This is a genomic window from Pyrobaculum organotrophum (genome assembly GCF_055384425.1).
Genome location: NZ_AP042430.1, coordinates 269,530 through 289,639 on the forward strand (window position 1 = coordinate 269,530; position 20,110 = coordinate 289,639).

A 20,110-nucleotide genomic window follows, 5' to 3' on the forward strand; every position below is an offset into this window, starting at 1 on the left:
TTGCGCCATGAAACTTACAGCCTCTTATGTACCTATTTTCGTTGCGCGTATAGGTTCAGGGGCAAGCGCCTTTTTAGTTGTTAAACTTGCAAGTGGCGGCCATCTAGAGGCCGGTGTTGTTTTGGCTGCCTACCCGTTTCTAGAAGCGTTAGGCGCATTAATAGCCGGCCGTTGGTCAGATACCCTTGGCCGTAAGAAGACGCTGGTGGTCGGCTATGTGGTGAGGTCGTTGGCTATGCTTATGTTGGCTTGGGCTTTTTTTACACATACATCTCCTGTCTTGGAGGCGTTTTTAAACGGCGTGATTGGGCTTACGACGGCGTTTATACTCACAGCATCGCTTACAATGGCTACGGACTTAACTGAGGTTAAAAATAGGGGGGTGGGCATGGGCGGTTTTGAATTTATAAATCTTGCTAGCTATGGCGTTGGGTATCTAATTGGTTCGGCGTTATATACATTATTTAAAGGGCCGGCGGCTTATTTGACAATAGCGATAGTCACAGCGTTGGCAACACCTATTTTTGCAAAATTTCTCATAGAAACTAGGCCGGTCGCGCCGGTCGGCGGTAAATTTTTGTTGTCAGTTCTACCGCCCTCTGCTGTAGTTCTGTTGCCGGTTTGGTTTGCCCTTACTACAATCATAGGTCTCGGGATGTTTGCCCCGAGAGTTCTTCAAGTGAGCCGTGAAGCAAGTAGCATAGCTGAAAGTATAGTGGGAAGACTTGGCGAGAGTCTTATAGTTGGTGTTTTATTTATTGGGGCATTGTCTCTCCTAGGCGTAGGCGCTATTTTCTTTGGCAGACTCGCGGATAGATGGGGGCGTGTGAAGACATTTAGACTCGGCCTTGTTGGCGGTCTTGCGGCTCTCTTAGTCTTAAACATTGCGCTTCATCTTGGGCTGGGGCCTTTTGAGTCTATAGCTTTAACAGCGCCCCTACTCTTTTTAACATCTGCGATAGGGCCTAGTATTTTGGCGTTGATAGGAGACGAGGCTGATATTAGATACAGGGGAACCACCATGGGGATATACAGTGTAGTACTAGGCCTTGGCATAGGCATAGGTAGTCTCCTCGGCGGTGCCATATCCTCTATAAGCCATCAATACGCGATTAACGGCCTTGCGACAGCCGCGTTAGGAGTTTATGTCGTTATGACAACAATACATATATTATTGGCAAAGACATATAAAACCTATGTAAAAGACACTATATTTGTAGCAACGCGTTAATCTTATAAACCTGGGGATCTACGTTAGGCAATGCTGGGGTGTGTATTGACTACTATAGGGAACTTATAAGGGGGGGTAGTTATAAGGTCTCTACTGCAGAAGAGGCAAGGTGCTTCTCAATTCTTTTCGATAGAGAAGTGACTCCTGGCGAGGAGATCTCTCTCGGCGAGCTTGCGCCAAGGCCTAGACACAATCGTGTTTTTGAAAACTCTCTGGAGTTATTTACTGCCGGCCTGCCGACTCCTCTTCTGAAAATTTCTGGAGAGCCTAAGGAGGCCTACGCCAAGCTCGAGTGGTATAATCCCTTTAGTGCAAGTGTCAAAGATAGAACTGTCTACTACCTATTGAAATCGACATACGGCGATTGGGTTGTAGAGGTGTCAAGTGGTAATGTGGCAATTGCGCTGTCTGCTCTAGGTAATGTATTCAGAAAGAGAGTGAAGGTATATCTCCCAACTGCCGGGAGATACGTAGTGCCTTTCTTAGACTACCTAGGTGCTGAATATCAACTCTTAGATGTGTCTATGACAATAGAGGCTCTTGAACTTCTCGAAAAAGATATTAGGGAGGGCGCGGCGCACCCAAACCAGTTTTTTAACGATATAAACTTTATAGCGCATTTACGCACCGCCGCCGAGTTAGATTGGCAACTCTCCTCAGTAGGGAAAAAGCCCAGCCATATCATAGCTGCCTTAGGCACCTCCGGCCATGCCTCAGCACTAGGTTTTTACTTCGGCGCTAGATATGGAACCAAGCTAATTGCTGTACAGCCCAGAGACTGGATACCTGGAATCAGGAGAGTAGAGAGCGGTATGAAATGGATTAAGTTAGTCGACGCCGAGATTGTCGAAGTTTCGCTAAGAGAGGCTCTTGAAGGTGTACGTAAATTTGCCAAGAGCTTCGGCCTGTTAATAGGCCCGAGCGCAGGCGCCGTCTATACCGCGTTTCTAAGACAGAGCGCTTCGGGAGTCTATGCTATGGTTTTTCCAGACAATCTATTTAAATATTCTCTGTTGTTAGAGCAGTTTAAGTAGTCTCCCTCCTTTTTAATATAATTAGCTCGGCCTTTCTCCCTCCACAACCTTCTACCGTTATTGACCCGACAATATCGTATTGGTCAAGTAACTTACCTATATCAGGCGTAGGCGATTTTATTTTAATAGTCTTCAGATCTATATCTACGTTGCCACATGTGAGGCAGACCCCTACGGCTTTATCTAGCGCGTTCGACGCACAAATATACCTAGCTTTTGGAGCAAGCGGCGCCACTTTATCCCAATCTAACAGGGAGTTAAAAACTATAGCAATAGAACGTGCGTTAGGTATCTCGCCTGTAAAACGTTCAAGTCTCTTTGCAATGCTCTCCAGGCGTTTTGTAGACACAGAGTCTGTATATAAGACGACGTCAACCTTGCTCAATATAGCAACAGCATCTGGCGTCAGTACATCGCCAGCCACATCTATTAGATAGATACCTTCGAGCTCCGGCTCTGGTAAAATTCTCTCAAGCCTAAGCCTATGTAACAACCGCCTACCTCTCCCAGGTATTAGATAGCTCTCGACAAATCCCTGTTTTCTCAGAGAGACAAGCGCGGCCCTTAGAGTCCTCGTCGCAAGCCCAGTCCCCCTTTGTATATCTTCAAAAGTAAACCAAGTCTTGCCATGGTAAATAACTTCAAATGCCATATAGTAAAGTACTAATCTCTGTGATGGTGTTAAACCCACGGAGTCTATAGTATTGACGTCTTATAAAACTATAGGTGGGAGAGCCGCCTTAACATCATCGTTTCTCCTCGCCCACGCCGTCATGGGTAGCCAGGCTACCTCGGGCGTGAGGTCGTCGGGCATGGGGCCGGGCGGCACGCGGCCCTCCTCGAGTGCCCTCCTCTCTATGTTTATGACGGCGGCGACGTCTCTCTCCCACTGCCGCCCGCAGTGGGGGCAGAGGAGGAGTCTCGGGGCAGAGCCCCTCACAAGCCCCCCGCCACACCGCGGGCAGATGGAGGAGGTCCCCCTCGGATTGACCTTCACCACGGGGATCCCCCTCTCCCTTGCTTTCCGTACAATCTCCCTAAACATGCTTCTGAAGCCTGCCCTATAGATTCTGTCCCTAAGTACGGGGTCGTCTACGTTTTTGACCATGTTCTTCGGCACTTCCCTCGGCAGATTTTCGATGGCAATGGCGGCGCCTAACCTCTCCGCCTCTCTGACTATGAAATTGGCTACCTTCCTCTGGATGTCGCTCTTCTTGTTCAGTTCGTTTCTCTTCAACGCGCGGCTTGTGTAGCGGTTGCCCTTCAGAGACTGCATGACCTCTCTCCTGCTGTTGTAGCCGAGTGTGAAGTTCCTTATGTTTGTCTCAAGGATATACGCCCTGTCCCCAACCTTCACCGTCACGTTGTTCTCGTTAAGGTCGACGGAGACAACTCCAGAAGCCGGCCTCTCCTCTACAACCCTCTCAAAGACGAAGTAGACGTACACAACTCTCCTCTCCTCTTCTCGTCCAGCTTGAGACGCGGTTGCGACTTCAGCCTCCACCCGCCGTTTATGTACCTCCAGAACTGCTTAGTGGGCCAGAGCGGGATGGGTTCAAATCCCACCCCTGGCGCCACTATAGAAACGTTTATATAGACGTTGTACTGTAGCGCTTATGAAATCGATCTATCGGTTAATTACGGCGTTGGCGCTGGCCTTTCTCCTCAAGGCTCAGTTCCTAAACGTTGCCGTCTCGTACACACCGCCCTATGTCTACCCCGGCTCAACCCTTCAGCTCTACATCACTCTTACCGCGGCGCAGCCCATCGCCGATCTGCACGTGGCGGTAGATTCGCCCTTTAAGGCCGCCCCCTCCACATTTCTGATCCGGCAACTGGCTCCAACAGCGCCGTATGTCTTGACCACAACTGTACAGATTCCTTTAAACGCCACCCCCGGCCTCTACCCGGTTAGGGTTGTGGCTTCTACGTCTCAACACGTTACCGAAGCCGCAACTGTTGTCAAGGTGTTGCCGTTTGATTTTTCAGCGCTGGCCTTCGCTAGGCCTGCGGCGTATGTGGCTGGGGAGCCGGCTCAGTTACCGATATTGTTGTTCAACCCCACGTCCGACTATCTAAAGGCCACAGTCGAGCTGAGGGGAGGGGTGGTGGAGAGATTCTACAACTCAACTCCCTCTTGCGCCGTCGTGATACCGCCCCGGTCGAACTCCACATGCTTGGTGTATTTCGTACTGCCTAGACATGTGAAGCCGGGGGTTTACAACGCGACGATGTCTGTCTCCCTGTTAAGCATGTCGGGGTACGCCGGCGCTGTGAGCTTCAACAAAACTCTTCAGCTGACGGTCGTGAGCGGGGCGGGTTTCGGAGTGTTTTTGTCCTTAAACCCGCCGCTGGCGTATCCGGGCGGGGTAGTAACCGGCACGTTGACAGTGGTTGCGCCGTATGTGGCCTGGGACGTAGATATCTCTATCAAGACTCCTCTGAAGCTTTTAAGCCAGAGGTCTTTCCAGCTACCTGTCTTAGCCCCGGGTCAGCCGTTTACGGCATATCTTGCCCTTGAGATCCCGAGGGAGGCGGCGCCGGGGGATTACCCGGTCTCTGTCGAGATAAACGGTCTTAACTACACCTTCTACGTGGTCGTAGCGGAGCCCGCCGTGGTGGTTCAGAACGTGGTGGTGGCGCCTCCTGCGGTTCTTGAAGGGACGCCCGTAGCTCAAGCCGTGGTGCAGGTGGTTAACACGGGGCCTGTGGCGGCTAGAAACGTAACCGTGGAGCTGTTAAACAGCACGCTGGGGAGCCGGAGGTTCTCCATAGATATGTTGCCGCCGGGGGCTTCCGCCTCTTTTACGTACTACCTCGACACTTCAAAGCTACGGGCTGGCAACTACACGGTCTTGGCAAAGGCCGTTTGGGGCGGCGGCCAGTACGTGGCCGGCGGCACTTTAGAGGTCGTCGGCAAGGATAGGCTTGAGGTCGGGTACAAGGCGTTTAACGTGTCGCCCGGCTCCACAGCGTTGGTGGTGATCAACGTCACCAACGTCGGACCTACCACAGCGAAGAACGTGAAGATCTCCCTAGCCCCGTCTCAAGTTTTTGAACCGCATACTTCAAACATCGTTGAGACGGCTTCAGCTGGCGTTAGGATTCTCGGCGATATCCCTCCCGGCGGATCTGCGACGGCGGTGTACCTCCTCGACGTCTCAGACAAGGCGAGACCCGGTACATATCCCCTAACCTTGGTAGTGGTTTGGAACCAGACCGGCGTCATGACGCCTGCCCTACAGTATGTAACTCTGCCCATTTCGGTGGAGGGGGGTCTCGACCCGTTCGTGGTTGTGCCCGCGGTTGTTGCCTTGGTGGTTGTGGGAGTGGGAGTTGCCGTGGCTGTGCGTAGGAGGCGCCGTGGATAACTACGACGTTAGATACGCCTGGAGAGCCACGCCTATTCTCGGCGCTGTGGCGTTGCTGGTTATGTACACAGAGGCGATGCTTATGCCCAGCCTTCCCAAGATCCAGACGGAGTTCAACGTGACGCCTGCCGACGTATCTTGGATCCTCACCGTATACCTCATCTCGGGCACAATAAGCGCCGCCGTCTTCGGAACCCTTGGAGATATGTACGGGAAAAAGAGGGTTCTGACTCTAGTAATTGCGGTGTATTCGGCGGCTGTAACCTTCACGGGGTATGCGCCGACTTTTGAAACGTTGCTAGTCGCTAGGGCTCTACAGGGGCTCGGCATGGCGATGTTTCCGCTCGCCTTTTCCCTAATCAGGGAGGAGTTCCCCCCACGCCTAGTGCCGACCGCCCAGGGAATCGTCAGTGCGATGTTTGGAGTGGGCATCGTGGTTGCTCTTCCCGTGGGCGCCTACATTGCGCAGAACTACGGCTGGAGGGCGACCTACCACACCGCTACGCCCCTAGCGGTGTTGCTCGCCGTCGTGGTGTGGCTATACATACGGGAGAGTAGGTACAGAACGCCACGTAAAGTAGACCTACTCGGCATCGCCCTTTTTGCTACGGCGTCGTCATCGTTTCTCCTGGCGATTTCTAGAGGGCCTGAGTGGGGGTGGACATCGCCGAGGGTCGTAGCCCTACTATCTCTATCAGCGGTATCTGCCGCAGTTCTCGTTTACCACTTAAAAACGGCAGAGGAGGCCTTTATACCGAGGGACGTCTTCAACAGAAACGTCGCCGCTACCACCCTCGCCATCATGGTCGTGGCGTACGCCTTCCAGATGAACTCGCAGAACCTGTCCTACCTGCTTCAGATGCCCAAGCCGTATGGGTACGGCTTTACGGTGCTTCAGACCGGCGTATACATGCTCCCGCCTGCCTTGGTGATGATGGTCGTGTCTCCGTTGGCTGGAAGATTTATGTGGAGCCTCGGGGCGAAGAAGATAGCGGCAGCCGGCGTATTGCTCGCGGCTTTGGGGTACCAGTTGGCCGCGGCTCACCTATACAGCGGCGTATGGACATTGATTGTGTACATAACGCTCGGCCTTGTTGGCTTGACGATGCTTAACGTATCCTTGATAAATCTGCTGACCTTTTCCGTGCCCAGAAGCCGCTTGGGCATAGCCTCCGGCTTAAACACCGTCTTCCGCAACTTCGGCTCGGCAGTGGCTCCAACCGTAGCTGGGACCGTGCTCACGAGCTACAGCACAGACGTCTACTACAACACGCCCTACGGCCCGCTGTATTTCACAGTGCCGGCGAAAGAGGCATATGTGATAAACATCGACATAGCCACCGCGATGTTTCTCACCTCGCTGTTGTTGATCATGGCGACGCGTGAGGTTTTCGAAAGAGCTAACGTATTCGGCCGCCGCGAGGGAGGCGGTTCCTAACCGTCAGCCCCCCAGAAACACAGGTTTCTTCGGCGGGTTCGGCGGACCCGCTGAAAATTACTGAAAAACTCCTGCCGAAGGAAAGCGTTCCATTCAGGAGGAATCCTGAAAAAACTCCGCTTTTGGAGTCATGCGCCATAGCATATCCCGCTGGGTTATAGACGGTACCCGCAACCCGCTCTCCTCATTAATCCAACTTCGACAAGGCGACTATTGATGTTCTTTGGACTGTTAGGGCTTTATTACTTCGAGGTATATGCACATATGCATCGCGCCTGCCCCCTCCTCGCAGGCGAGACGGCGCCGGCCAAGGCAGCAGGCAAACAACAGTACGCTCCGCCGTGTACAACGTACAAACGGGGGGATGTAGACCTGGTTGAAAAATATACGATATATAAAGCGTAGTCAATGAAAAATGTACAAAACCCTTAACCGCCAGTTAGCGCGCCCCTTCCCCTATGTCCAAGAAGCTGGACTGAAATTTCCGTTGGTTATGAAAAGCGCATGGGGCAAGCCAAAAGTTCCGGCCACGAAAGCGACGAAGATAATTGTCGGCGCCGTCCGTGCGACAAACTAAAACAACCCCTTTTCCGCCCTAGACCCCCTTGCTTTACCTGCTGGACCCGGCCTGGGTTTGGCAAGTGTGCCGCACCTCTCGCTTTTCTCTCTCGGCGGAGCATGCGGACGTTGGTCGCATTTCTAGCGACGATGGCAAGGAGCATAGTCGCGACATGGTATACGGCCAACACGTTTGCAAACCGTCCTCCAAATGTTTACACTTTGCAAGAAAACAACAAACTTTATTTCTTACAAGTTGCCCATATTTCATGCTAAAAATGCGTTGTGGAGAGGAGGTTTGCCTAAAAGTGGAAAAGGTATCTAGCCCCGTTTTTGAGGCGCCAAGTGGCGCCTTAACTATTTGCGTAAAGCCTGGCACCTTTTCGCACTGGCTTGAGTTGGCCCAGGCGCTGTATTACGCCTACCACTGGAGAGGTCCCGCAAGAAACCCCAACATCTCAGCCCTCATGTTTCTCAGTGGGAAAGAGCAAATCAGAGATGCGCTAACTATCTCTGCCACTTCTGGAGAAGCTATATGCGCTACCCTAGGCACAAGGGAAGTCCTGGAAGAGGTCTCAAAAGGAGAGCCGTACTATCCAGAGGAGTCTTTTGACCCGTGGAAAATCACAAGATTTGCACTAGACCTAGTCTCTTAGGTTTTTCACCGCTATATGTCCCCCTACCTCTTTCTTGGCCCCTCCCTGGGGGGACTCGGGGGCCCGCCTCGGGTACGCCGGGGCGAGAGGGCGGGTCACCCGGGGGACGTGGCGCCAAGTCATTAACTTCCCCCGTCTTCGCGCCCCCGTCTGCCGTCGGCCACGAGGCCGACCTTTACGTAGTGGTCCAACCGGTTCACGTTGACAACGACAAGCGCCCTAGGCTCCACCGGCGTCACCTCTCTAGCGAACACCAGGGCGACATATAGGCCGCCGTAAGTAGGATCCTTTTCACCGCCTCTCTTCTCAACGCCGAGGAACGCTAGTTTCAACTCGGCGCCCTCTTCCATCCTTACGGCGGGGTCTAGGACGTCTGGACGCTCCTCGACGAGGCGCCACGGTATCTCTACCTTTAGCGTTCTGTATGCGTACATGGGCGTACATGTGGTGGGGCTGAAATATCTGTTGGTTATGGAAGGCGCATGGGGGCAGGCCAAAAGTTTCACAAGACAAACCCACGGCGCCGTCGTCGAGAGACGCGTGCCGGCCGTGTTGTTGACCTCCGCCGCCACTAGGGCTGTTGCCGTCGTAAGCAACTTGCTGACACCCGCCGGCGCCATACCAGCGATACCCACCACGGCGCTCACGGCGATAACCGCCGTAAACCCGTTTTTTAACCCACCCACACCTCTAACGCAGTCTCCCACCACTTTCTACTCCCTCGGCTCACCTGCCTGACGTCGTCGCTGTCAGGCAGGTTAGTCGAAATAGTTGAAAGGGTATTTCTGGCTTTTTCGCGCATGTGGCGGGGGAGGTGTGAAGTTGTCGCATACATTGCCAACGCCGCCAGGCGGATACTAACCGTGGTTCCCCCGTTATAGCCTTCCCCAAGACCGGCGCCCTACCCGCCCACAACGGGGCCTCCACACCTAGCTTTTCTCCCTCGCGCCCTTTACGCATATGAGCGCTGAGGGTGGAGATACCGCGGCGTCTCGTCGAGGAGTGGCCGGATACGCGCCTGGGAAGCCGCCGCGGCCATAGAATACGCCGCGTCCGCGTTGGCAATGTAGTGGCCAAGCGCGGCGAAGAAGATTCTGGTCGGCGGCTAGCGCCTTCTGTGAGTGGGATTCGGCGGAGTCGACGCGGCATCGCTTGCCGCCACGACGGCAAGCCCGACCTTTGCCCATGCCTCCCTTAACCTCGTAACTACACTCTTCACATGAACGACATCTACTTGGTCCCGGGGCGGCAGACGGGGGCGCGAAGACGGGGGAAGTTAATGACTTGGCGCCACGTCCCCCGGGTGACCCGCCCCCTCGCCCCGGCGTACCCGAGGCGGGCCCCCGAGTCCCCCCAGGGAGGGGCCAAGAAAGAGGTAGGGGGACATATACAAAGTCTGTTGTAGAAAAGCTCGACTTGGGAAATGATCCAGAGCTTATTGGCTTTATAAAATCTATAAAAAACGAGGGAGATTTTATAACATTGCTAGAGGCAGTTATACAGAGCTTTTCAAATACATCAACTTAAGACTTTTTTAAAAACCTCTTCAAATTTCCTATAGGCCTCGTCTCCATAGAGAACAACTAAGATCTTTCTAACGTATTTTAAAGATGGCGCTATGTCTCTAATAGTCTTGGCCATTTGATATGCGGCATCTTCATATGGGCATCCAAAAATCCCCGTGCTTATGGCTGGAAACGCTATGGAGCTTAACCCAAGCTCGTCTGCCTTAAGAAGCGCATTCCTTACAGCCTCGCCTAATTTCTCAATTGGCTCAACGCTGCAACGCGGTCCCACTGCGTGAATTACATATTTGGCCTTTAGACGACCTGCAGATGTTACAGCCACGCCGCCGACTGGCACTGGGCCGTATCTCCTAACCCACTCTCTACTCTCCTCCTGTATTATCTGGCCGCCTTTTCTTACAATTGCGCCGGCGACGCCCCCTCCGTGTTCAAGATAGGAATTTGCAGCATTAACTATAGCATCTGCCTCAACCTCAGTTATATCTCCCTTGGTTATTATTACAGACACAGCGCCTATGGTGAAATCCATAGATTTGTAATGCTACGGGCTTTAAAGATTTACAAAAGTGGGCCCGCCGGGATTTGAACCCGGGACTTCCCGGTTATGAGCCTTACGCTGGACAGCCCAGCCGGGCTTGTCCATGGGCGCTCTGCCGGGCTAAGCTACGGGCCCTGTTTGTTATCTCACTATAGTTTTTAAATTTTTCCCCTATGTCCCCCTATCTCTCTCTTGGCCCCTCCCTGGGGAACTTGGGGGCCCGCCCCGGGTGCACCGGGGCGAGAGGGCGGGTCACCCGGGGGACGTGGCGCCAAGTCATTAACTACCTCTGCAGAAGGTGCTTCCGGGAGGTGGCGCCGCAACTAGGCTTTAAGTACTATTAAGCCGCCGAGCCTCCACCAGCTTAGCGACTCCGCCGGACACCTCTATAATTTTCGTGGCGTACTTCGCCGCCGTAGGCCGATGAGATATAACTACGACTATAGGAACAACTTTTCTCAACGCATCCATCACCCTCTCCTCCACCTCTTGGTTTAGGCCGGAGGTCACTTCGTCCAACACCAGTAGCTGGGGTTTCCTCAATAAAGCTCTCGCTATCAGTACTCTCTGTCTCTGGCCTTCTGAGAGCTCTGAGCCCCCCTCGCCGCATTTTTTGTCCAGCGGGAAGTCTATCTGGGCTAGCTCGGCGGCTCTCCTCACCTCCTCCTCTGGGAAGTCCTCCCAAAGCGTGATGTTCTCACGTACAGTGGCGTCGAAAATATAGTCGTCGTTACCCACGTAGATGGCCCTCGGCGCCTTGATCTCGCCCTCCAGAGGCTTTACCAAGCCCGCCAAGGCCTTTCCCAACGTCGACTTACCGCTACCAGTAGGCCCGCGAACCCATACGAAATCCCCCGGCCTAAAGACGACGTCAGCACAACGCAACACCACAGTTCCGTTGTAGCCCAGCGCAACTCTCTCAACTACTACATGCGCTTCCCCACGCGCTGGCGCTTCAGCCACAACAGCGTCGAGGTACGGGGCTACTCTTTCAAACGACCTCTTGAGCTGGTAGTATGAACCTGATTTCATCACTATTTGGGCAAGCGGCTCAAACGCCTCTACCAGAAGGGTTCTCATAGCTACGGCCGTGCCGACGGTGGCAACTCCCTGTAGTGAAAGGAGCAGACCGAGGCCGAAGGCGAGGTTAGGCACGCCGTATGTGATGGCGTTGGCGCCGAAGCCGAGGGATTTTGAGTATAGCTCATACTTTTTGTACCCGGCGAGCCACCTCCCCGAGGCCTCCAGCAGGATTTTGGGCAAGGCCCTCACTCCGGCTCTGTAGAGGCTGTGGGCCCCGTCCACGACCTCCTTAATTCGCCTAAACCACTGGCTGTAGAGCTCCCTCTCCCTCCTCCCCCACTCCAATATGGGCGGCCCAAGCTTCTTCGCCACTAAGAAGTACAAAGCTATTAGAGGGGCTACGATGAGGGTGATCTCTGGCGATATGTAGAGCGACGCGGCCACCACGGCTATGAACCTCGCCGCCTGCAGAGCCACGTCCAGCGGCAGGGCGAGGTACAACACCACGTTAAGGACGTCACCGCTTATTCTCGACAGAACCTCCCCCCTGCTGTTGCCGGGAGACAGAACAGTCGAGTGGACTATGCGGTGCGACACGTCGATGATAGCTCTCTGCGCCCACACCGCCGCTCTGTACTCAGAGAGGAAATTTAAGACGGGTATTGAAAAGGCGATTCCAACAACGGCGGCGATTTGGAGGACCAGCGCGCTGGCGTCTCTGACCCCGTACACCACCGCGTCGACGACTTGCTTGATGAATAACGCCTGGATCACGCCGAGAATTATCATGGCGCCCCACAGCGAGAAAATTACCACCTCGTCTATCCAATACCTCTTTGTAAACTCAAGAACGTAGTACCAATAACTCTTCATACGTTCTTTGTTAGTAATTCGATATTCTGAGCTACTTTGGTCAAAGTTTTATTTTTAGCAAATTCATAAACCACGCTGAGCATGCCATCATATATAAGCCTTAGATGTTCTTTATTATTCTCTACTACCTCTCTTATGTTTTTAAGTGGACATTGTTCAAAGAGCATCTGTGTATAATCTTTAATTAGCACTTCAGGCAAAATTCTTTTCACAATATATTTATAATTTTGATTTATTTCTTTAATATTATTATGTAACAAGTTACCTATGCGCCCCTTGGACTCGGTAATTAACAAATTGCATGTAAAAATGTCGCCATTTGGCGCAATAGATAGCATATTGAAGAAGGTGCACGAAAACGGTCTGAATACACGATTTGTGACCATGTAAACGAACCTATACGCAACATCCTCCAGAAAAAGTGGATCGTCCCTTCCCAATTCTCGTAAAGCTTCAATTAAATAGTAGCCAAGGTGAATTTGTGCAAGCTTGTGTAGATCATTAGGTATCAGTTCAGGGTTTGTTGTAAAGTTTGAGGCAAGGCCTACAGTTAGTCTTTTTGAGAATTTTGACAAGTAAAGTGCAATACTATATGGAGTTATGCCTAAACGCAGATTTGCGGGATGATATGTTGCTTCAATGCCGAACCTTACTTTGTACTCTTGTAACAGTTTGATACCTTTCATAACAAGATCAAAGCTTCCTAGAGATCCCAGAGTTATCCTATTGGCATTGTGAATTAATCTGGGACCATCCAGAGATACCGTAACACTAAAATCGTACGATCTAAGGATTTCAACAAAATCCCTGGTAAGTAAAGTACCATTTGTATTGATCGAAAATTCAACTCCATTAATTTTATCTAATTTTTTAATAAGTTTTATAATTGCATTCTTTGACATTAATGGCTCACCTCCAAAGAAATTAACAGACTTTATATTAAATTCCTCAATTAACGTAGGAATTTTTTCAAGGACTTCTTCTTCCATGATTTTTGCATATTCTCTACTTTTATAAGATCCATAAAATGCATAACAATACTTACACCTTAAATTACATATACCAGAAATTAATATATATAACATTCTCGGCTTATCGATTTTATCAATTTTACGCGGTCTTAGCCCCTTTATATAATCTATGAAGTATTTTACATCTCTATCGTAATTATGCTTACCATATACTTCATTTTCTAAAAGTTTTTGTCCTGTCTCTTCGTCTACCTCTAGAAACGACTGGGAGAAGGGGTGATAAACCACCCAGGCATCTCTCTCAATTTTAGAAGGTCCTAATACGTGGTAAGTGGTACTGGTGATCATACCCTTCAGATGTTACAAACCTAAAATACAACGTCATGTAACTACTACTGTAGTTGATATTGTAGTTGCAAAACCCATTATAAAAAGATATTGGTAAGGCGACAACATGCCAACGACAATAAAAATAGCAATAGTGGAACTAAATACGCAGATTAAAGAAGCGCCGCTGTTCTGTTGCGGATTAATTGCGTGTGGACAAGGGCAAAAAACATAAATTAATTAAATAAAAATAGAAAATATTTTTTATTTCTTAACTTTCTACACATATGCTTTTCATATTTTCTATTATATTATCAATTATTTTTTCTATTATGCTATTTCCGCTCCTTGTTTCTCTTACGTATTCCTCTATCAGTTGGGTAGCTTTGCAGTATGCCTCTTCCCAGCTCAGCGCGGTCATTTTCTTAAGTACGTAGAGTAGAAATGTAAAGAAGCCGTAGGCAGGTTCATAGTAGCCTAAGCTTTCCAGACCAACTCCACGTATCCACTGTAACCTATTCTCGTCCTCCGGCACCAGCACGACGCGGTAGAAGAGGAGGCTGAGCCTCGGCCACTCCCCCAGCCTCGCTAGGTGGGGATCCATATTCTCCCTCGCCTTTAAATCTAGCTCTATCAGCCTCGTAAAGGCCTCATGTCTTTTCGTCTTAAAGGGTAGGGTGATGTAGAGCTCGTCGCTTAGGTATACGCCGTCTTTCCTAGCCAGAAGTGGGGTGACATAGCCGAAGTTCTCCGCGACGAAGTCCTCCGTGAGGTAGCCCAGCTCCAGCGCCTTGGACAAGTCCTTGAGCTTTATTAGGTGTTCCCGCCCGAGTCTAATCGCCTTCACCACCCCCTCTGCCTCTAGTCTATACACGACGTCTCTCACAGTGCTGTAGGGGGCGTTTAGCAAGCGGGATAGATTACGTAGCGTTGTGTCTACATCGTGGTGTTTTATAAAGAGTAGTTTAACTAACCTCTCCTCAAGACCGCTGGCGCTACGCCTCATAGCCATCTACAAACGCCTTACATATCTCCAAGTCTCTGACTCTGTACAGCTTAACTCTGCCGACGGGCACCTCCTCGACGAGGCCAAGCCCGCACAGCGAGTCCTCTGCCCTGTACCTGCCGCCTAGCCCCCTCAGGGCCCCTAGGACGTTTTCGTAGCTGGCGCCTACGGCGTCTGCTATCAGCGCCGGGTAGGCCGACTCTGGGTAGATGGAACAGAGGTATTTCAACACATCTCTCTTCACTCTGCTCCTCCTGAGGGCCATCATGGCTCTGCCGTATCCCACCCCCCTCCACGACACTGTCGTGATCACATGATCAATCACATGATTACTTATAAATTTTTCGCTGGTGTGGGGTTCAACAGCTTTTTAGAATAGGAGGGCTCTTATTACCCTCCTGGCAATTGGCCTCTTGATTTTCAAGATGTAGAGTATTAGCGCAGTGGTGAAGGCGATGTTTAACACCCACGACGCCGCTTTTAGGATATAGGCCAGTGCCCCTCAGCTCCACCGGAGGCCTCGCCACGCTTGTCAAGACGTTAAGAGCCGTCTCGTAAAGCACAGGGCCAGCTAGGGGAACCAGCGCGACTGCGAGAGCTAATGAGAGGAGGGCCCCCACAACGCCGTTCCACATCAACCTCTCCACATCAGCCGTGGCGCTCAGCGTCTGGGCGAGGGCGTAAATGGCGGTGAACACCGCCAGTCATAGTGCACAGGGACGGCGTGGTGTCGTTTTTGATACGAGACTTCTTTTCGCCATCGCATACGTCGTTGGGTTCGACTGTTCCCCCTTGCCAGTCGCCAGAGCCCAGACGTAGATGTTAGAATAACCGTGCTTTACATGGCTCTCACAGCTAGCGCCATAATCGTGCTCTCGTGGCTTGCCGCATATCAAATGGCCAAGACTATTAGAGACATAGCGCCATCTTTAAAATACGTTAGAAAGATCTTAGTTGTTCTCTATGGAGACGAGGCCTATAGGAAATTTGAAGAGGTTTTTAAAAAAGTCTTAAGTTGATGTATTTGAAAAGCTCTGTATAACTGCCTCTAGCAATGTTATAAAATCTCCCTCGTTTTTTATAGATTTTATAAAGCCAATAAGCTCTGGATCATTTCCCAAGTCGAGCTTTTCTACAATAGACTTTGTATAATCCGCATTGTACCCCGTCTGTGTGGCGCATTTTTTATATGTCCCGCTTGACATTTCTAACACAGCTCTGTTACCTGTCATTGTGACTGTTGCCATTGCAAATGCGCCGTCTCTACAGTCTCCCTTGGCAGAGACTTCCTCAAGAGTGAGGACTGCATTTACAAACTCCTCGCTTTTCTCTATGAGGAAGCTATGGAAGTTGTTCTCACGTCTTGCAATGTCATTGAATACGTCTACCCATCTCATTATTCTTTCCATCTGTACCCCTTTGGGCAGTTATATATATGTTTCGAGACTTCCCCCAAGACCGAAGACGGACATTTATAACCAAAAGATTCGCTCTCTAGGGCAGAGATAGAGGGCGCTATCTGTCGCAGAGCTATAAAAAGAGAATTAAAAAATCTAGCGCATTCCACACTCTGAGGGTGGCTCTGCCCAGTCTTGTGAAGAGCGGTGTTGTTAGCGAAGAATAGACGAGAAGCCGCCTTCTAGGGTAGTGGAGATGTTGTTATATAGTAGATGACGCCGTTTAAACTAACCTTTATTTATTCCCCACATCTTGCGTTTTGTGGATGTGCCACATGTGGTATATCTTCACAGCTGTCCTAACTGCGGTGGACCTATCACATCTGATAGACTTGCTGTCGGTCTTCCCTGTTATGAATGTCTTCCAAAAGAGCCTCAGGCAAAGGCTATAGGTGAAGTTGTAGAGGCTTTACGTAGGAGAAAGGCGCTAAAGGAATTAGCACGAGTTGCAGAGTATCTACGGGAGTACAATAAGTTTTCGGCATTTTTCAAGGAAATAATCGGCTATGAAATGTGGGGTGCTCAGCGACTTTGGGCAAGGAGATTGGTCAGAGGGAAGAGTTTTGCAATAGTAGCGCCAACTGGGTCTGGAAAAACCACCTTTATCCTAGTGGCAACTCTATATATGGCGCTGAGGGGGAAAAAGACGTTGTTAATATTTCCCACATCTGCTTTAGCACATCAGGCGTATAAAAAATTGATGTCTTTTGCTGAAAAAGTTGGCGCGTCTGTTAAAACATTGGCGTATCATTCTCTACTCACCGAGAAGGAAAAAGACGAGGTTCTAGCAGCAATTGAGAGGGGAGAATTTGACGTTTTAATTATAACATCGGCATTCCTCCCCCGCCGCTTTGACCTACTTAGTAGGTATAAATTTGAATTTATCGCTGCAGATGATGTCGATAGTATACTCAGAGCGACTAGCAAAAACATTGATAGAATTTTAAAACTGCTAGGCGTGTCAGATGAGGTTTTAAAAACCGCACTAGACATAATTAGTCTAACTAAACAAATTAGAAAGGCTGAAGTAGTAGGCGATTTAAAAGAGGTGGAGCGTCTCGAACAAGAGCTGTCCTCTGCCAGGGCGAAACTACAGGAGGAGGTACGTAAGCTAAAACTTGGCATCTTTATAGCATCTGGAGCTTTAGCTAAAGCTAGGAGAACTACGCGCCTACTTTTATTTAGAGAGCTTCTTGGATTTGATGTAGGCGGCAGAGCCGAAGGTCTTCGTAATGTGATAGACGTCTATATAGATATGTCACAAGATGTAGTAATGCAGACAATAGAAATTTTAAAGAGATTAGGCCCCGGCGGAATTGTTTATGTACAAGACAGAGAGTTGGGGATAGCCATAGCGGAGAAAGCTAAAGAACTGGGCCTTTCTGTAGAACATTTCTTCAAGCCCCGCCGCGGCATATTAGAGAGTTTTGAAAAGGGGGAGATCTACGCATTGGTGGGGCTGGCGTCGCCACGTTCTCCACTTGTGAGGGGGATAGATTTACCACATGTAATTAGATACGTCGTCTTCGTTGGAGTGCCGAAGTATAGATTTAGAGTTAGACTTGAGGAATTTTCAATACCGGCATACCTCACCTTTTTATACAACGTACGAACTGTTTTGACAGGCGAGCTAAGATATAAAGCCGACAGATTAATAGGCCAGCTTAAACGTCTTGCCCCCTATGCAATAAGTGTACAAGAGGCGCTTAGAAAGGCTTCTGAGGGCGCAGAGCTTACAGGCTTTGATAGACATGCAGTAGATGTTGTAAAATCAGCCGTCGATTTCGTAAATAATCTACTTATGAGAGACGATTTGAGACAAGCTATAGAGAGCTCCACCGAGGTAAAGCTAACGCGTATAGACGACGAGTTCTACGTCCTTGTGCCAGATGTCACAACCTATATCCAAGGCAGTGGGAGAACTTCACGTCTATACGCAGGCGGGCTTTCTAAAGGCCTTAGCGTTGTCATCGTAGACGACAAAAAAGTCTTTCACGCCCTAAAGAGGGAGTTAAAACTTAGGTTTGACGAGGCGGAGTTTAAACACATAGATGAGGTCGATCTAAACGCCGTACTTGCTGAAATAGATAAAGACAGAAAAGCCATCAGAGATATCTTAGAGGGGAGAGTTACCCCGGCAACCAAAGGCGTTGAGCTACTAAAGACTGTGCTTATGATTGTAGAATCTCCCACAAAGGCCAGGACAATAGCAAACTTCTTCGGTAGGCCAAGTCTGATAGTTACAGATGGCGTTCCCATATATGAGGTTTCAACTGGTGACGCTGTCCTTATGATTACTGCGTCGCTTGGCCATATATATGAACTACCTACCTCGCTCAAGAGAATAGACTCTAGACAACGCGAGATTTTAGCCAAGTGGTTTGGAGAGTTTAAATATGACAGTTACGATGGCGAGGAATATGCGGTAATTGTAAAAGAGGGCAACTTCATTCCAGTTTATAACAAGATCTGGAGATGTCGCAATGCCGTATATATAGACGACATAGATGTACCCCCAGACTGCAAACCGCTTGATGTCTTGTCAGCAATTAGAAACATAGCTGTGGAGGTAGATACAGTACTCATCGGCACAGATCCAGACTCAGAAGGCGAAAAGATAGCATTTGATTTATACCTCGGGCTAAGGCCTTACGTCTCAGACATAAAGAGAGTAGAGTTTCACGAGGTGACTAGGAGAGCTATACTTAATGCGTTAGCCAATCCACGCGACATCAACTACTCACTTGTAAAAGCCCAGATAGTCCGGAGAGTTGAGGATAGGTGGCTCGGCTTTGGGCTCAGCAAGATATTACAGACGAAATTTGGAAATCCAAACCTGTCGGCAGGCAGAGTTCAATCTCCAGTCTTGGGCTGGATTGTAAAAACTTATGAAGAATCTCTAAAAAACAGGGTCTATAACGTAGATCTACAGCTAGACGACGCCTACTGCGTAGAGCCCTCTTCTTGCGTCTTAAGACTTCAAATACCTGGTGATATACTACAGACGTTAAAGAAAAAGAAGAGAGTAGCTATCAAAAAAGAGTCTGAAGAGGAGAGAGTTGTAAATCCGCTGCCACCATATACGACAGATGAACTGTTGAGAGACGCTGTAAATAGGCTCGGACTTTCAGCTGACTATGCCATGAAGGTAGCACAAGATTTATTTGAAAGTGGCCTCATCACATACCATCGCACAGATAGCACTAGGGTCTCTGCCGCTGGAATAGCTATCGCAAAAGAGTATATTACAAAGAGGTTTGGAGAGGGCGTATTTAAGCCAAGAAGCTGGGGCGAGGCGACGGAAGGAGCTCATGAGGCGATTAGACCCACAAGACCGCTAGACGTAGAAGAACTAAGGGGGCTGGTCAACGCTGGAGTTATACAACTCGCCATCCAATTAAGGAGAGAACATTACCAACTCTATGATTGGATCTTTAGGAGATTTATGGCAAGTCAGATGGAGCCTAGTGTTGTAAAAGTTATTAAGTACGTAATAGAGATAGACGGGCACTCTCTAGAGCTAGAGAGAGTTGTAGAGACTATCCGCCCGGGTTTCCAACAGCTTTACCCACTCACTCCCGTGGAGCCTGAGTTACCGACTGGGACAATAGAGGTAGCTATTAAGAGATACCGAGTAGTGAGAAAAGTACTTTCGCAAGCTGATATTCTAGCGCTGATGCGTCAGAGAGGCATTGGGAGACCTAGTACGTATGCACGGATACTCCAAGTGCTTGCGAAAAGATATTATGTATATGTCGTCGGACGTAGGAAACTCATGGTGCCTACTAAGAGAGGTATTGAAGTATATCATTTCCTAGAGAATAACTTTAGCAATTTAGTATCTGAGGAGAGGACGCGGTTAATAGAACAATATATGGACGCGATAGAGGTGGGAAACGCAGAGTATGAAGGCGTATTGAAAGAACTATTTGATGAATTTACAAGAGAGATACTATCGCGAGCCCCCCTTACGTGACGCCAGCCTTTTCCGGGGGAGCGCGAGACGCGCCCCGAGTCCCCCTGAGAAGGTTGGTTGTACAAAGGGGAGTTGATAGGTATAAACAAGGACGGTACCGATTAAGGCATAAAGAGAAAAGTTCT

General features: G+C 49.8%; 17 protein-coding genes, 1 tRNA gene and 1 pseudogene. 8 read left to right on the plus strand and 11 right to left on the minus strand.

All coding sequences use genetic code 11. The features are described 5' to 3' along the window. Positions 1 to 7 precede the first annotated feature (7 nt). Positions 8 to 1,231, plus strand: coding sequence for an MFS transporter (locus ACZ49R_RS01710; RefSeq protein WP_464733476.1), 1,224 nt, complete (start codon positions 8 to 10; stop codon positions 1,229 to 1,231). Between the two features lie 38 nt (positions 1,232 to 1,269). Beyond that, on the plus strand, positions 1,270 to 2,265 hold the full coding sequence (locus tag ACZ49R_RS01715) for a pyridoxal-phosphate dependent enzyme (protein ID WP_464733477.1): 996 nt from the start codon (positions 1,270 to 1,272) through the stop codon (positions 2,263 to 2,265). Here the strand turns inward: ACZ49R_RS01715 and ACZ49R_RS01720 are convergent. Together ACZ49R_RS01720 and ACZ49R_RS01725 are read right to left on the minus strand one after the other, a co-directional pair. Beyond that, positions 2,258 to 2,956: a hypothetical protein gene (locus ACZ49R_RS01720; RefSeq protein WP_011762979.1), complete on the minus strand. Its 699-nt coding sequence runs from the start codon at positions 2,954 to 2,956 to the stop codon at positions 2,258 to 2,260. The genes ACZ49R_RS01715 and ACZ49R_RS01720 overlap by 8 nt on opposite strands. A 21-nt stretch (positions 2,957 to 2,977) precedes the next feature. Continuing rightward, entirely contained in the window at positions 2,978 to 3,769 is a 792-nt protein-coding gene (locus tag ACZ49R_RS01725; RefSeq protein WP_464733478.1) for an RNA-guided endonuclease InsQ/TnpB family protein, read from the minus strand. A 112-nt stretch (positions 3,770 to 3,881) separates the two neighbouring features. Between ACZ49R_RS01725 and ACZ49R_RS01730 the strand changes: the two genes are divergently transcribed. From ACZ49R_RS01730 to ACZ49R_RS01745, 4 genes are all read left to right on the plus strand, one after another. After that, on the plus strand, positions 3,882 to 5,636 hold the full coding sequence (locus tag ACZ49R_RS01730; RefSeq protein ID WP_464733479.1) for a COG1361 S-layer family protein: 1,755 nt from the start codon (positions 3,882 to 3,884) through the stop codon (positions 5,634 to 5,636). After that, positions 5,575 to 7,074 (plus strand): MFS transporter, encoded by a 1,500-nt coding sequence (locus tag ACZ49R_RS01735; protein WP_464733480.1) that lies wholly within the window; start codon positions 5,575 to 5,577, stop codon positions 7,072 to 7,074. Before ACZ49R_RS01730 ends, ACZ49R_RS01735 begins: the two co-directional genes overlap by 62 nt. A gap of 216 nt (positions 7,075 to 7,290) precedes the next feature. After that, on the plus strand, positions 7,291 to 7,479 hold the full coding sequence (locus tag ACZ49R_RS01740) for a hypothetical protein (protein ID WP_464733481.1): 189 nt from the start codon (positions 7,291 to 7,293) through the stop codon (positions 7,477 to 7,479). A gap of 422 nt (positions 7,480 to 7,901) precedes the next feature. Then, on the plus strand, positions 7,902 to 8,288 hold the full coding sequence (locus ACZ49R_RS01745; protein ID WP_464733482.1) for a hypothetical protein: 387 nt from the start codon (positions 7,902 to 7,904) through the stop codon (positions 8,286 to 8,288). A 149-nt stretch (positions 8,289 to 8,437) separates the two neighbouring features. Here ACZ49R_RS01745 and ACZ49R_RS01750 read toward each other — a convergent pair. The 8 genes and pseudogenes from ACZ49R_RS01750 to ACZ49R_RS01785 all read right to left on the minus strand — a co-directional run. Continuing rightward, positions 8,438 to 8,794, minus strand: a pseudogene (locus ACZ49R_RS01750) (hypothetical protein); the annotation flags it as partial. Positions 8,795 to 9,806: 1,012 nt separating this feature from the next. Next, complete coding sequence (locus ACZ49R_RS01755) at positions 9,807 to 10,343, minus strand: ADP-ribose-binding protein (RefSeq protein ID WP_011762983.1); 537 nt, start codon at positions 10,341 to 10,343, stop codon at positions 9,807 to 9,809. Positions 10,344 to 10,381: 38 nt separating this feature from the next. Then, positions 10,382 to 10,487: transfer RNA gene (locus ACZ49R_RS01760), tRNA-Ile, on the minus strand. A gap of 195 nt (positions 10,488 to 10,682) precedes the next feature. Then, a complete protein-coding gene (locus tag ACZ49R_RS01765; RefSeq protein ID WP_464733483.1) occupies positions 10,683 to 12,248 on the minus strand; it encodes an ATP-binding cassette domain-containing protein in 1,566 nt (521 codons plus the stop codon). Continuing rightward, positions 12,245 to 13,567 carry a radical SAM protein gene (locus ACZ49R_RS01770; RefSeq protein ID WP_464733484.1) on the minus strand — a complete coding sequence of 441 codons (1,323 nt, stop codon included), beginning with the start codon at positions 13,565 to 13,567 and terminating at the stop codon, positions 12,245 to 12,247. Before ACZ49R_RS01770 ends, ACZ49R_RS01765 begins: the two co-directional genes overlap by 4 nt. 250 nt (positions 13,568 to 13,817) lie before the next feature. After that, positions 13,818 to 14,552: a TrmB family transcriptional regulator gene (locus ACZ49R_RS01775; protein WP_464733485.1), complete on the minus strand. Its 735-nt coding sequence runs from the start codon at positions 14,550 to 14,552 to the stop codon at positions 13,818 to 13,820. Further along, a complete protein-coding gene (locus ACZ49R_RS01780; protein ID WP_464733486.1) occupies positions 14,542 to 14,865 on the minus strand; it encodes an archaellum operon transcriptional activator EarA family protein in 324 nt (107 codons plus the stop codon). Before ACZ49R_RS01780 ends, ACZ49R_RS01775 begins: the two co-directional genes overlap by 11 nt. A gap of 46 nt (positions 14,866 to 14,911) precedes the next feature. Further along, positions 14,912 to 15,250: a hypothetical protein gene (locus tag ACZ49R_RS01785; RefSeq protein ID WP_464733487.1), complete on the minus strand. Its 339-nt coding sequence runs from the start codon at positions 15,248 to 15,250 to the stop codon at positions 14,912 to 14,914. A 144-nt stretch (positions 15,251 to 15,394) separates the two neighbouring features. On the opposite strand from ACZ49R_RS01785, the gene ACZ49R_RS01790 reads away from it, so the two are divergent. Further along, positions 15,395 to 15,571 (plus strand): hypothetical protein, encoded by a 177-nt coding sequence (locus tag ACZ49R_RS01790; RefSeq protein WP_464733488.1) that lies wholly within the window; start codon positions 15,395 to 15,397, stop codon positions 15,569 to 15,571. Here the strand turns inward: ACZ49R_RS01790 and ACZ49R_RS01795 are convergent. After that, positions 15,563 to 15,961 (minus strand): hypothetical protein, encoded by a 399-nt coding sequence (locus ACZ49R_RS01795; protein WP_011762984.1) that lies wholly within the window; start codon positions 15,959 to 15,961, stop codon positions 15,563 to 15,565. The genes ACZ49R_RS01790 and ACZ49R_RS01795 overlap by 9 nt on opposite strands. Positions 15,962 to 16,271: 310 nt before the next feature. Here ACZ49R_RS01795 and rgy point away from each other — a divergent pair, with 310 nt between their 5' ends. Further along, positions 16,272 to 19,985, plus strand: a complete 3,714-nt coding sequence (gene rgy / locus ACZ49R_RS01800; RefSeq protein WP_464733489.1) for a reverse gyrase — start codon at positions 16,272 to 16,274, stop codon at positions 19,983 to 19,985. Positions 19,986 to 20,110: the final 125 nt, after the last annotated feature.